General features: G+C 72.0%; 11 protein-coding genes. 2 read left to right on the forward strand and 9 right to left on the reverse strand.

The annotated features are described in order from the left end of the window. The first annotated feature begins 31 nt into the window (after positions 1–31). Positions 32–313 carry a hypothetical protein gene (locus GXW76_RS03230; RefSeq protein WP_211860548.1) on the forward strand — a complete coding sequence of 94 codons (282 nt, stop codon included), beginning with the start codon at positions 32–34 and terminating at the stop codon, positions 311–313. On the opposite strand, the gene GXW76_RS03235 is transcribed toward GXW76_RS03230, so the two are convergent. From GXW76_RS03235 to GXW76_RS03260, 6 genes are all read right to left on the reverse strand, one after another. Next, complete coding sequence (locus GXW76_RS03235) at positions 296–2,158, reverse strand: ABC transporter ATP-binding protein (RefSeq protein WP_211860549.1); 1,863 nt, start codon at positions 2,156–2,158, stop codon at positions 296–298. The genes GXW76_RS03230 and GXW76_RS03235 overlap by 18 nt on opposite strands. Further along, positions 2,155–3,183: a glycosyltransferase family 2 protein gene (locus tag GXW76_RS03240; RefSeq protein WP_211860550.1), complete on the reverse strand. Its 1,029-nt coding sequence runs from the start codon at positions 3,181–3,183 to the stop codon at positions 2,155–2,157. The genes GXW76_RS03235 and GXW76_RS03240 overlap by 4 nt, the downstream gene beginning before the upstream one ends. Continuing rightward, a complete protein-coding gene (locus GXW76_RS03245) occupies positions 3,183–6,158 on the reverse strand; it encodes a trifunctional glycosyltransferase/class I SAM-dependent methyltransferase/polysaccharide deacetylase (RefSeq protein WP_211860551.1) in 2,976 nt (991 codons plus the stop codon). Before GXW76_RS03245 ends, GXW76_RS03240 begins: the two co-directional genes overlap by 1 nt. A gap of 20 nt (positions 6,159–6,178) precedes the next feature. After that, positions 6,179–7,375: a glycosyltransferase family 2 protein gene (locus tag GXW76_RS03250; RefSeq protein ID WP_211860552.1), complete on the reverse strand. Its 1,197-nt coding sequence runs from the start codon at positions 7,373–7,375 to the stop codon at positions 6,179–6,181. A 321-nt stretch (positions 7,376–7,696) separates the two neighbouring features. Beyond that, positions 7,697–7,948, reverse strand: coding sequence for a hypothetical protein (locus GXW76_RS03255; protein WP_211860553.1), 252 nt, complete (start codon positions 7,946–7,948; stop codon positions 7,697–7,699). After that, positions 7,945–8,616: a structural protein gene (locus GXW76_RS03260; protein WP_246513879.1), complete on the reverse strand. Its 672-nt coding sequence runs from the start codon at positions 8,614–8,616 to the stop codon at positions 7,945–7,947. The genes GXW76_RS03255 and GXW76_RS03260 overlap by 4 nt, the downstream gene beginning before the upstream one ends. 90 nt (positions 8,617–8,706) lie before the next feature. Between GXW76_RS03260 and GXW76_RS03265 the strand changes: the two genes are divergently transcribed. Beyond that, a complete protein-coding gene (locus GXW76_RS03265) occupies positions 8,707–9,099 on the forward strand; it encodes a hypothetical protein (protein WP_211860555.1) in 393 nt (130 codons plus the stop codon). 6 nt (positions 9,100–9,105) lie between these two features. On the opposite strand, the gene GXW76_RS03270 is transcribed toward GXW76_RS03265, so the two are convergent. Genes GXW76_RS03270 through GXW76_RS03280 form a run of 3 tightly spaced genes read right to left on the reverse strand, consistent with a single transcriptional unit; the run spans position 9,106 to position 12,145 of the window. Continuing rightward, complete coding sequence (locus tag GXW76_RS03270) at positions 9,106–9,483, reverse strand: phage tail fiber protein (protein ID WP_211860556.1); 378 nt, start codon at positions 9,481–9,483, stop codon at positions 9,106–9,108. 31 nt (positions 9,484–9,514) lie between these two features. Further along, on the reverse strand, positions 9,515–11,452 hold the full coding sequence (locus tag GXW76_RS03275; protein WP_211860557.1) for a glycosyl hydrolase family 28-related protein: 1,938 nt from the start codon (positions 11,450–11,452) through the stop codon (positions 9,515–9,517). A gap of 42 nt (positions 11,453–11,494) precedes the next feature. Next, positions 11,495–12,145 carry a hypothetical protein gene (locus tag GXW76_RS03280; RefSeq protein ID WP_211860558.1) on the reverse strand — a complete coding sequence of 217 codons (651 nt, stop codon included), beginning with the start codon at positions 12,143–12,145 and terminating at the stop codon, positions 11,495–11,497. Between the last annotated feature and the right edge of the window lie 135 nt (positions 12,146–12,280).

The following is a 12,280-nucleotide window of genomic DNA, read 5'->3' on the forward strand; positions in this document are numbered from 1 at the left end:
CCAAAGCGGGGCGCAGTCATGGGAGAAGTGAATGCACTCTGAACTTTTTACGGACGGCATCGGCGAGATCACCGTCAGCGGCTCCATCGTCCGCGTGGACCTGGTCAGCCTCTCGCCGACCGAGCGCGATGCGGACAACAAGCCGAAGCCCGTGCTGCGCCAGCGGCTGATCTTCTCGGTCGAAGGCTTCGCCAATTCCGTGGATGTCATGCAGAAGGCCCTGCAGGGTTTGATCGATGCCGGCGTGGTGCGCCGGACGCCCGGGGCGCAACCCGCGGAGCAGAAGCCGCAGGGTTCACCGAATTTCCGCTGACGCGGTCCCTGGCCGCCGGCGGTCGCTGAAGGAAGGACGCCGCATGGCGGCCAGGTCCGGCAGGCTGGCCGGGGGGCCGGCCTCGACGATCCTCCCGGCCGAGATGTGCACGACATGGTCGGCGACCAGTGCCGTGTCGAGCCTGTGCGTGACCAGCACGAGCGTCCGCCCGGCGAAGGCGCGCCGCATCCTGTCGCGCACCTCCTCCTCGAGCGTCGCGTCGAGCGCGTTGGTGGCCTCGTCGAGGATGAGCATGTCCGGATCGTTCAGCACGGCGCGGGCGATGCCGATTCGTTGCCGCTGACCGCCGGAAAAGTTCAGGCCCTGCTGGCCGACCCAGCTATCGAAGCCCTCCGGCAGGGCCACGATGAAGTCCAGGGCCCCGGCCATCTCGGCCGCGGCGCGCAATTCTACCTCGGTCGCGTCGGGGCGCGCGAGGCGGATGTTGTCCGCCACCGTGCCCTCGACAAGTTCCACATCCTGCCCCGCGACGGCGAGGCGCGAGAGCCAGGCCTCCCGCGAAATCGCCTCCAGCGGCGTACCGTCCACCAGGATCGCACCGCTGCCCGGATGATAGAGACGCAGCAGGAGGTTCACGATCGTCGTCTTGCCCGCGCCGCTTTCCCCGATGATGGCCGTGACCGCGCCGGCCGGGATCTCGAAGCTCGTGTCAGCCAGGGCCGCACGGCTTGCGCCCGGGTGCGTGAAGCCTACGCCCTCGAAGCGGATCCTCTCGCGCGTGCCCGTGAATGGCAGGTTGCCGGACGGCTCCGCGGGCATGCGCGCATCGCCCAGCATCGCGAGCACCGTGCGCATGGCGGGCTCGGACTGCGCGACCGCCAGCAGATTCGCCTCGAGTTCGCGCAGATGCGGCTGCAGGCGATAGAGCAGGGCGACGCAGGCGAGCGTGATGGCGAAGGGCGTGTCGCTGGCCTGCGCGACCACCACCACGGCGCAGAGAAGTATGAAATACCCCACCTCGGTGGCGGGCGGAATGAGCGCGTGCAGGTGCTCGACCGCCATCCCGGTGGTCCGGGCGCGGCCGGAGGCGCGTTCGAATTCCTCCTGGAAGCGCCGTTCCTGGCCGAAGGCCCGGATCGTTCGAAGCCCCTGCAGGACAACGAGCGATCCCAGGGCGAGGCCATGGTTCACCTGCCGCATTTCCTCCCCCAGCCGGCGGGCGCGGCGCGAAAGCAGGTGCAGGCTGGCGAACAGCGCGATCGAGCCGGCCGCCGCGATCAGGGTGATCCGCCAGGACAACCCGAACAGGACGGCGCCGAACACCATGATCGAACAGGCGCTGATGACCATCCGCGCGACGGCCATCGCGGCATCGGCAAGCGCCCAGGATGAGGTGGCGAGCGCATCGAGAAGCTCGCCCTGGTCGTAGCCGCGGACCTCCGCATAGGGCATCGTGAGGTAGCGGCCGTGAAGGCGGTTCCGGACGCGCTCGCTCAGCGCCGTGCGGATGTTCGAGGCCAGCAGGGAATAGGCGAGGCCGAGCCCCGCCTTTGCGGCAATGAGGCCGACGATCGCCGCCATGAGCGCGAGATCGGCATGCTCCGTCCCCAGGAACCTCCGTGCCGTGGAGAACACCATCTCGAGGAGCCCGCCCACGACGGGAAGCGGTTCGCCCGGCGCCATGGCGAGCTGCAGGAACACGACCACCAGGGTGATGCCAAGCGTCTCGGCGAGCGATGCCGCGAGGCCGAGGAGCACCAGTGACGGCAGGGCGCGCAGCTGGGGCCCGGCAAGTTGCAGGAGCTTCCCGATCTCGCGGCGGGTCAGGGCGCCGCTTCGACGCCCTCCGTCGTCACCGGGGCTCCCCTGCGGCGCCGGGGTCATGGCGCGGGAAATGCCTCCTCGACGCATCCGATCGGGAAGCGCGGCGGCGCGGGTGATTGCCGGGGGGGCTCACGGCCCGGCATGCGCTGCGTCAGCGAAGCGTGGCGGCGGCGCAGCATGTCCCCTGCGACGCTTCGGCATTCGGAGATGATGTGGGACACCGATCCGCACTCGCCCATCCGCAGCAGCGCCCAGGCGATGATCCAGGCCTCCCCGAACTTCCAGGCATGCAGGGCGCGGCTGAGCAGCCATCGCGCGGCGTGCAACTCGCCGTGGTCGATGTTCGCGCGCTCCGTCGGGAACATCTCCCGCAGGTTCGCCGCGACGATCTGCCAGGACCGGAACATCTGCAGGGCGTCGCGCGACATGGTGGCGGAGCCCTGGCGATAGCCGGTCAAGGGTTCGGGCAGGACCGCGACGTGGTGCCTGGCCGCGATGCGGCAGTAGAGCAGCAGGTCCTCGCAGCCCTGGGCGCGGCGGGCGCGCAGCGTCTCGTCGTAGCCGCCCGCCTCGAGAACGGCGGATCGCAGCATCAGTGCCGCGCTGCCATTGCCGACCACGTTGCCCCGGCACATGCGGGAGAGCACCTCGCCCTCGTCCCGCGGCCGGTCCCCGAAGCCGACAACGCGGCTCTCCTGGTCGATCAGCGCCGACCAAGTGTAGACGAGGCCGACGCGCTCGCCCCCTTCGCGGAACAGGGCGAGCTGGCGCGCGATCTTGGTCGGCTCCCAGAGGTCGTCGGCATCGATGGGCGCGATGTAGGGCGCGGCGGACTCCGCGATCCCGCGATTGCGCGCGGCCGCGACACCGCCATTGGCCTGCCGGACCAGGCGCAAGCGGGGATCGGCCGCCGCGTGGGCGAGCACGATCTCCGCAGTGCGGTCGCGGGAGCCATCATCGACCACGACGATCTCCAGGTCGCGATGCGTCTGGGACCTGATGCTGCGCAGCGTCTCGTCGATCGTCCGTTCGGCGTTGAAAGCCGGCACGATCGCGGCGACCGTTTCCTCGTGGGCGGTGGCCATCACTGCGGCCTTTCCACGGCGGCGGCGAAGTCGTCGAGATCCCAGGCGCCGAAGACCTCGAGGCGCGGCAACGCGAGCAGCGGATCGCCGATCCGCGCCCAGGCAGGCCGGACCGAGAAGCCGATCTCATAGCCGCAGGCCGCGGTGAGGTGCAGGAAGCGCGCGTCGAGCGTGCCGTAGGGCGCCGCGAGCGCCGTCGCCCGGCGCCCCAGGCGCGCCTCCAGCGTCGCGCGCGACCGTGCCAGCTCCTCCGCCAGTTCGGCGGTGGAGAGACTGTCGCCATGGACATGATGCGCCAGGTGGCTACCGAAGCCCACGCCCTCGCGTGACAGCGCGACGATGTCGTCCCAGTCGAGCAGCGGAGCCGGCGGGCCATGGCCACTGTCCCAGGCCGCGGTGCCGCCGACGGTGTCGGTGGCGACGAACACCTCGGCGGTGAAATCGTTTGCCTGCAGCATGGGCCACGCCGTCTCCCGGAAATCGCGATAGCCGTCGTCGAAGGTGATCAGCACGGGCCGGCCCGGCAGGGGGCGGCGCGTGGCGAGGGACCAATGCAGTTCGGCAGCGTCGATCGCGTGGAAGCCGCGCCGGCGGAGGTGGCGGAGCTGCGCCTCGAACATCGCGGGAGCGACGCGGTAGCGCGCGAGGGAAGGGGGGCCGTCCTCGGCGATCCGGTGGTACATGAGCACCGGCACGCGATCCGCCGCGACCCGTGTGCGGAGGTCGCGCCGGCGCGCCTCCGCCCCGCCCCAGACGATCTGGCGGGCGACTGCCGGCGGCAGGGTGCAGCCGATCGGCGCATGCTCGGTCATGGGAAGCGGCGGCGGCCCGTCGTCGCGGCGGAAGCGGTCGATGCGATAGAGGTCGGTAACGATCGACCGTTCGCGCACGAGCCCGGTCGTCTCGGAAAAGACGCGAGCGATGGTCTCCCCGCCGAAGGCGTGGTGCCAGTCGAATCCCGTGCGGGTGTCGCCGTCGTCCAGAACGAAGGCATGCGCCGTCACGACATGGCCTCCCATGGAGAGCGCGTCGCGGATCTTCCCGGCCACGGCGCGCAGCTCGTCCACTCCCGGTAGATAATAGAGGACTTCCGTGCATACGACGAGATCGCATCCGGGGGGGAGCGGGTCCTTGGCGAGGTCGAGCTTCCGAAAGGAGAGGTTGGGGTGCGCCGCGCAACGCGCTGCGGCGCGCTCCAGCGCCCGGGGGGAGATGTCGGTGGAGATGAGCCGCCCCACGCGCGGCGCCAGCATCTCGGTGAAATGACCTTCGGCACAGGCGAGTTCCAGCGCCTGGCCGATCGGCCCCTCCGGCAGAATGGACAGCGTGCGGCGATATTTCACCGTCTCGTAGTCCGAACCGTAGTTCCAGGGGTCGGGCTGCGCGAACACGGCGTCCCAATCGCTCTGGAGCGGCTCGGTCCCGACCGTGCCCCCGGCGGCCATTGGCGGAGGCGGCGCGGGTGGCGGCTTCGGAAGCCGTGCCGCTTCCTCTGCGGCCCGCACCCGGATCGCGTCGAGCAGCGCCCCGCTTTCGTCCGGCCGCGGCGGCGGGCCGACCCCGGCAAGGATTGCGCGCCCGAGGGCGGCGAGGGAGACCGCGCGAAGGCTTGGGGCGTGACGCCGCCGACCGGCCATCCTCGCGGCCGCGTCCCAGGCCAGGGAGGGCGCGGAGCGCAGCACCTTTATCCAGAAGGCGGGACGGCGGATGACGCCGGTTCTCTGCAGCGTGCCGAGATGTCCGAACTCATCGAGGCAGGCAGCGGCGATCTGCCGCGCGCCGAGGGGGCCAAGCAGTGGCAGTTCCAGGCGCCGCAGCCGCCGGCCGCCCTGGCAGATGTGAACCACGGCAAGGTCCACGCCGGGTGGCGGCCGGATCGCCTGCAGGTGCCGTAACTCCATCCGGACACCCATGGTGACGCCGAGCGCACAGGGTACCGCGAGGTCGGGCGCATCGAGCAGCGCGCCTTCGATGGCGTAGGTCAGGCGCCGCGCCAGCCCCGGCTGCGCGAGCGACTCCTCGAGCCATCGCAGCACGGCATCGACCCGCCCGGCCATTTCGGGCCAGGCCGCGACGATCTGCGAACGGGCAAGCGCCCCGCCGACTTCGAGGCCCTCGATGACCGTGTTCCGCAGGGAGTCCACGTCCTCGTTCCAGGCGGCGCGCGGCGCAGCGGCTTCGAGCAGGGGCAGCCCCTCACGCCCGGCACCGATCTCCGCCGCTGCGCACCAGGCAGCGAGATAGGTCGCGGGCAGCAGCCAGGCATCCTCCGGCGCGCCGATCGCAGCACCGCCGCGCTGCAACACCTGCATGCCGTCCGTCAGCAACTGTCGATGCGCGTGGGAGAGCGAGCCGGGCCGCGTGCGGTAGAAGCACAAAGCATCGGGGGTGCCGGCAAAGCGCGCGCCGCGCATGGCGAGGCGCTGCCACAGATCCCAGTCCTCGCAGGTCCGCAGCGTCGGATCGAAGCCGCCTGCGGCCGTGACCGCGGCGCGGTCCACCAGGACGGCGTGGATCGCGGTGCCGGGGCGTTGGGCGAAGGCCTCTCGAGGAGCTTCGGCGATATCCGCGCGCCAGATCGCCGGCCAGGATGCGCCATCCGGCCCGACGCGGTGGAAGCCGCAATACGCGGCCGTCGCGCCGGGGTTCGCGGCAAGCACCCCGATGAGACGTTCGAGGTGCTGCGGCGCGATCCAGTCATCGGCATCGAGAAACAGCAGGCGCCGCCCGCGCGCCATGGCGATGCCGGTGTTGCGCGCGGCGGCCGCGCTGCCGGCGCGAACCGTCACGGCGCGGATGCGCGGGTCGCGGGCCGCATGGGCCTGCACGACCTCCACCGTCCCATCGCTGGAGGAGTCGTCCACCACGATGGCTTCCCAGCGCGGCATCGTCTGGGCCTGAAGGCTGTCGAGTGCCTCGCCGAGCGTCGCCGCCGCGTCCTTCGCGGGGAGGATGACCGAAACCTCGATCTCCATTGACGCAGCCCGCTGCGGGGTCATCCGCCGCGAGACCCGCCTTCGGGTCGTGGCGTGCGCCAGTAGAACAGCAGGCCGGAAGCGAAGCCGCCGATCTCCTGCCACAGCAGGCGGTCGCGCTCGGAGGCGCCTTGCGTGAAGCGCCGCAGCAGGCGGCCGGCATACCAGGCCGGCATGGTGAGCAGCGCGCGACGGCGATTGCCGGCATTGCCGCTGCGCTCGTACTGGACCATCAGCGCGGCGGCATGGCCGCGCATGTAGGCGCGGATCTGCCGCGCCAGCCCCGGGAAGTCGCGCCGATGATGATGGAAGGCGACCGCGGCGGGCTCGTAGCGGCAAGTGCCGCCGTGGGTCAGCACGCGGTGCCAGAACTCCGAATCGCCCGAACATCCGGCCGCACCGACATCCAGGCGTTCATCGAAGAGGCCGATGCGATCGAAGACCTGGCGGCGGAAGGCCATGCTTGCGCCAGCCCCTATCTCCCAAGCCGGGCAGCCCTCAGCCACGTCGGAGGCGAAGAAGTCAGGGCCGAAGTCGATCCGGTCGAAGCCGCGCGCGAAACTCCAATGCGCTTCGAAGTGGCATTGCGCGGCCGTCTCCAGTTCGGCCGGCAGGACGAGGCCCGTCACCGCCAGGATGTGCTCCTCGTCGAAGGCTGCTGCCAGGCGCTCTAGCCAGCGCGGATGCAGCCGCACGTCGTCGTCGGTGAAGGCGATGATATCGCCCCTGGAAGCAGCCACGCCCCGGTTGCGCGCGATGTCGAGGCCCGGACGATCCTCGCGCACGTAGTCGGCGCCCGCCGCCGTCACCACCTCGCGCACCCGGGCGCCGTCGCGCGATGCGTTGTCCACCACGACGACCTGGTCCGGCGCGCGGCTCTGCCGCGGCAGGCAGGCAAGGCAACGGGCGAGGTCCTCCGGCCGATCGCGCGTGCAGATCACGACGCTCAGCGCGCGTCCGTCGTGCGGGCGGCCGGCGGCTTCGATGGCGAGGCCCGCGGCCGCCCGCCGGGCGGGCGCGACGCAGCGCCCGGCGATTTCCGTCATGCCGGCGGGAACGTCGTCGGGGCCGCGAAGGAATGCCGCCCCAACCGGCCAGTCCCCCAGCCAGAAGACGAGGAACTGCCCCGGCGCAGCCGGATCGGCGTCCGCCAGGGATCCGAGGTCGAGGTGGCGGATCCGGCAGGCTGGACCCTCGGCATCACCGGCGTCCGGCATGCCGGCCCTCCGCGCCGGGGCGATGGGGCCATCGCGCTGTCCCGCACCCGGCGCACCGGCTCCCGCGGTATGCCTGCCGTGGCGGCAGGGCCCATCCATGATCGGGGGCCGTGCGGCGGTTCTCGGAACGATCCATCCGGAATACTCCTGATGAATACTCCCGCGGCAACTTGAACAACGTCAATTCTCAAGACGATCGCGCGGGTTCACCACCTGCATAGCCGCCGCCCCGCCAGGTTGTGCGCAAGGATGGAACGCGCCGTCGCCTCGCCCAGCACGTCGCCAGGGCCGATCAGGATCGGCCGCCAGGGGCCGCAGGCGTCACGGGCGGCGCCAGTCCCGCCGCAACTCGCCAGCAGGATCGCCAGCGCGATCCACGTCGCGGTCCACCTCATCGCGCATCTCCCGTGCGCGCAGGGCGCGCCGCAGCGTCTCGGTTTCGGAAAGCGACCGCCCGTCGCGCCGGCCGGCGGCGTAGGTGGCGGCGAGCAACGCCAGCGCTGCCCCCATGGCTGCAAGCCAGCCGGAAGCGCGCCCCCAGGCTGCGGAAAGCAGGCCTGCCAGCGCCGTCATTCCGGCCGCCTGGCGCGCTGCCAGACGAACCAACCCGCGACGGCGAGGATGAACGCTGCCGCCAGCCAGGGGCCGAGCGCGCGGGCGAGTTCCGCCGCCGCGCCGAGATGCGGCGCCAACTCCGCTGCCGCCTGCGCGACGGCGACGCCACCGACGCCTGCCGCCGCCGTGCCGGCCGCCGCGCGCGCGGTGCCTGTCCGGGCGACCGTCGCCCGCCCTTCCGGCACCACGCCCGCGAGCCGCAACCCTGCGTCGATCGTCGCTCGATCATAGGGATTGCCGCCGAGTTCGTGAGCGATGATCGCCTCGACCAGCGGCCGCAGGTCCGCATGGGAGTGCAGATTCAGCCCCTCCCGCGGGTGGCGGTCCATCCACCGCGCGACGGCGGCGATATAGGCCTCGGTGTCGTTCTCCTGGCCGGGCGCCCAGCGCGAGACGATGCCGCGGATGGTGCGAAGCCCATGGCGGTCCTGGTAGGTCGTCAGCAGCAGCGCGAGGGCGCGGATGCCGTATTCGTGGCTGGTGAACCGCGCGAAGCGGGCGCGCCCGCCGCCCGGCGGGGGCGGCTCGAGCGACGGTTCGGCCAGGCCCTGCCAGCGATTCGCCGGCACGTGCTCGATATTGCCTGGGTTGCGGTTGCGGAAGCCGCGGGTCTGGCGCGGGTCCATGGCGGTGTCCTTCTGTGCTGGGATGCCGGGCGCTGGCCCGGGCATGGCGTTCCGGGGCATCCTTCGGCCGCGCGGGCGAGGGAGGCTTCGGTGCGATCGGCGATCTGCGGGGCGGTGGCGGTGGCGGCTGTGCTGGGCGCGGATCCGGCCGCGGCCGCCTGCGTCCAGGTCGGCCGCCACAACGAGGCGCGCAACGACGCCGTCGCCTTCGCCGCCGGCGTGCAGCGCGAGGCGCGCATGCCGGTCGGCTACAGCGACGCCTGCGGGCCGGAGGTGCTGGTCAGCTTCATGGTGGTGGAACTTGCCGTCATCGCCGGGCGGGCGGGGCGGGGCTACCTCGTCACCTACGCCGTTACGGATGTGCGGGAGGGTGACTTCCGCCCGGAGATGGGCGCCACCTGGGGCATGGACCGCACCCAGGCGTTGCTGGATGCGGGCCGTTCGGCCGGGGCGGGGATCCGCGCGCGGACGCCCCGGGATTAGCCAGTCTCAGTCCGCGACGATCGACAGGCTTTCCGCCGGCACGGTGACGGAACCGGGGGCGTTCAGCGTGGCGGGCGTGCCAAGCGCACCCCAGGCCAGCGCATTGCCGCCCGCGACGGCATCGAACAGGCCGAGATGGGTGAGCGTGCCGACGCCGGCGGTGAAGGCGAAGCGCACCGGCGCCGCATTGCGCTGCGTGCCGCTGCCGGTGAAGGCGACCGGCTGGCGGGCATAGCCTGTGGCGGCGGCCGGCTCGCCGGTCAGGCCGGCGGCATCGGTGCCGCCGGTGCCGAGGGCGGCCCAGGCTGCCACCGGCAGGCTGGGCTGGCGGCCGACGAGGGCGCGGGCGAGCAGGTTCTTGGCGTAGTCGGTCAGGGCGGTCATGGCTGTCGGTTCCTTCGCTGCGTGTGCCGGGTCAGCTCACCACCGCGCCGTCCGGCCAGCGCCAGTAGGTGCCGTCGCTGATCGCGAAGCGCTTGTTCGCCGTGCCGTCCGAGACATGGACGACGCAGCGCACGAAGGTCGATGCCGAGGGCAGCGCCGCCACCGTGTAGGACGGCAACTGGAACGGCGCCGTGCTCTGCACCGGCGCCGTGCCCTTCGGCGCGAGCTGCAGGGTGATGTTCGTGTCGCTGCCCTGCGCCGCGAGCTGCGGCTGTCCGCCCGAGGCTGTGCCGGTGGCGCGCAGGTAGTTCACCGGCGTGGCGGAGGCGCTGACCTCGAAGGCGGTGCCGGATCGCGCCTGCAGCCGCAGCGTGCCGGTGCCCTTCGCCGCGACGGAGAGCGGGATGTTCGCGTCGGCCCCGTTCGCCGCCAGGCTGACGATGCCGCCCGCCGCCGCGCCCGAGGCGAGGACCCGGTTCACCGAATTCGCCGGCGTGTTCACCTGGAAGCCGTGCGCGCCGTTCGCCGCGCCGAGGGTGACGGTGCCGGCGGCGTCGGCGCGCAGCACCTCCGTCCCCGCCGCGGCGGCGGCGAGCGCATTGGCCGCCGGCGCGAAGAGGCCGGTGTCCTCGGTGCCGAGCATCACGCCGGGCCGGTCCACGCGCCCCGCCGGCCCGGCCAGCGCGACATGGCCATTGGTGCCGGCATTCGCCGCCGGTCCGCCATTGCCGTTGCCGAGCAGCGCGGGGCTGCCCAGGAACACCTTGTTCGGCGTGCCGGAGGCGACGTTGGCGACATGGACCGCCGCCGAGCCGTCATTGAGCTGGTTGTAGCGCTCGGCGCGGAAGGAGAAGACGTCGATCCGGTTGCCCGTGCCGTTGATGCGGACGGCGTTGCTCTCCACGGCGTCCACGCGGAGGTTGCCGACCTGGATCTTCGCGTTGTTGCCGTCGATGCGGATGCCGGCCGCGCCGGTGAGCGCCGCGCCACCGGAATTCCACAGCTCGCCCTGCGTGGTGGCGTTGGCGATCTGGCCTTCCACGCCATTGCCGTCCACCCAGATGCCGACCTGCGCGAAGTCCGTGTAGAGGCTGCCGACGTAGAACTTGGTCGTCACGCCGTTCGCTGAGGAAGCGAAGCGCAGCACCGATCGCGCGCCGAGGACGAAGATGTCGTCGAGGAAGACGCCGTCCACCCGCCGGAACACCAGCGCATCCTGGTTCTGCTGCTGCCAGCGCACGACGAAGTCGTTCGCGGTGACGAAGGTCCAGAGGTGCAGGTGATGGATGCGACCGATGTCGAGCGCGCGGTCGATCTCGATGCCGGTGGCATAGACCTGGCCGCGCATTCGCTGGACGTTGAAGCGGCCGGAATTGTCGCACCAGATGCCGCGGTTCACGCCGCAGAGGAAGACGTTCTCGAAATCCACCGCGCCCAGGCAGTCCTGCACGCGGAAGACGAAGTCGTAATTGGTGGGCGCCCAGCTCGCATTGAGCGCTGCCGAATGCTGCTGCCGCACCGCGAGGTCGCGCACCGCCGAGCCGCGCGCGGCGATGCCTGTGAAGGTGAAGGGGGTGAAGCCGGTCTGGTCGATGGTCAGCCAGGTGCCCGCGGCGACGTTCGGCCCCTCGGTGAAGCCGGCGCCCTGGAAGACGACGGCGACGCCGGAGACGACGATCGGGCTCGCGATCCGATAGGCGCGCGGGCCGAAGAGCAGCACGCCGCCGCCGGTCGCCGCCAGCGCGTCCACCGCGGCCTGGATGGCGGGCGCGTCGTTGGTCACGCCGTCGCCGACGGCGCCGTATTCGCGCACATGCACCGGGCGGTCGGCGAGCAACCCGGCGCGCAACTGCGCGAGCGAGGCGCGCCGCGTCGTGGCGGCGGCGCCACTGCCCTGCACCAGCGGCAGGGTGTCGGCGTCGGCTGCGGAGGCGATGACGGGCAGGGCGCTGATCTTGGTGTCGGACATGGGGTCTCTCTCTCGCTGTGGGGCGGGATGGGGCGGGGCGGGCTAGAGGAGGAGAAGGGCGCCGTTCTCGAGCAGCAGCGACCCGCCCGCCTCGATGAGCAGGCGCGGCGGCTGGGCCACGGCGAAGGGAGGGGAAAACGTGGCGAGCGTCGGATCCCCCGTCTCGATCACGCGGATGCGGTAGCCGCCTGCCGGCGGCGGCGCGATGAAGGTCGTGCTGGCGCGGCCGCCGGCGACGGCGACGGTCTTCGCCGGCACGACATCGACGCCGGCCGAGTTGCGCAGGCTGAACGTCACCTGCGTGACGGGCCCCGTGATGGTGGCGCCGACCGGCAGCGGGTCGTTCGCGAACAGGAGCGCCGGCAGCGCATCGAGTTGGATCGCCCGCGCGGCCGCGGCGGCGGAGAGCATCACGTCCACCCGCAGCGTCGCCGAGCGCAGCAGGGCCGGCGTGCTGCCCGACCCGTCCACCGTCACGCCCGAGCCAGGCAGCGTGCCGCCGCGGATCGGCACCATGGCGGTGGCGTCCGCTGCCTGCACGATGACGATGTCGCCAGGCAGAAGGTACGTGGCCGCCGCCGCGAAGTAGCCGGGCGCGAGTACCGTGGCGCGGTCGTCCGCCGTCCGGTAGTGCCAGAGGGTGAAGCCGTTGGCGGAGGTCAGGGCCGAGAGTTCGCTGACGGAAAAGGACATGCGGGGCTCCTCGGCCGCCCCCCAGGCGACGGGCGCGCGCAGGCGCACCGCCGCCGGGGGCGGGGTGTTCGGGGGGATTGGGCTGTTGGGATGGCCGGAAGGGGAGCGCGCCGGACGCAGTTCACCCCTTGGTGC

The organism is Neoroseomonas soli (genome assembly GCF_018129065.1).
Classification (GTDB): domain Bacteria; phylum Pseudomonadota; class Alphaproteobacteria; order Acetobacterales; family Acetobacteraceae; genus Neoroseomonas; species Neoroseomonas soli.

Coding starts and splice junctions, on each gene's coding strand:
- GXW76_RS03255 (WP_211860553.1), bottom strand. CDS start 7,948: ATGACGGCGCTGGCAGGCCTGCTTTCCGCAGCCTGGGGGCGCGCTTCC.
- GXW76_RS03280 (WP_211860558.1), bottom strand. CDS start 12,145: ATGTCCTTTTCCGTCAGCGAACTCTCGGCCCTGACCTCCGCCAACGGC.
- GXW76_RS03270 (WP_211860556.1), bottom strand. CDS start 9,483: ATGACCGCCCTGACCGACTACGCCAAGAACCTGCTCGCCCGCGCCCTC.
- GXW76_RS03235 (WP_211860549.1), bottom strand. CDS start 2,158: ATGACCCCGGCGCCGCAGGGGAGCCCCGGTGACGACGGAGGGCGTCGA.
- GXW76_RS03245 (WP_211860551.1), bottom strand. CDS start 6,158: ATGGAGATCGAGGTTTCGGTCATCCTCCCCGCGAAGGACGCGGCGGCG.
- GXW76_RS03230 (WP_211860548.1), top strand. CDS start 32: ATGCACTCTGAACTTTTTACGGACGGCATCGGCGAGATCACCGTCAGC.
- GXW76_RS03250 (WP_211860552.1), bottom strand. CDS start 7,375: ATGCCGGACGCCGGTGATGCCGAGGGTCCAGCCTGCCGGATCCGCCAC.
- GXW76_RS03275 (WP_211860557.1), bottom strand. CDS start 11,452: ATGTCCGACACCAAGATCAGCGCCCTGCCCGTCATCGCCTCCGCAGCC.
- GXW76_RS03260 (WP_246513879.1), bottom strand. CDS start 8,616: ATGGACCCGCGCCAGACCCGCGGCTTCCGCAACCGCAACCCAGGCAAT.
- GXW76_RS03240 (WP_211860550.1), bottom strand. CDS start 3,183: ATGGCCACCGCCCACGAGGAAACGGTCGCCGCGATCGTGCCGGCTTTC.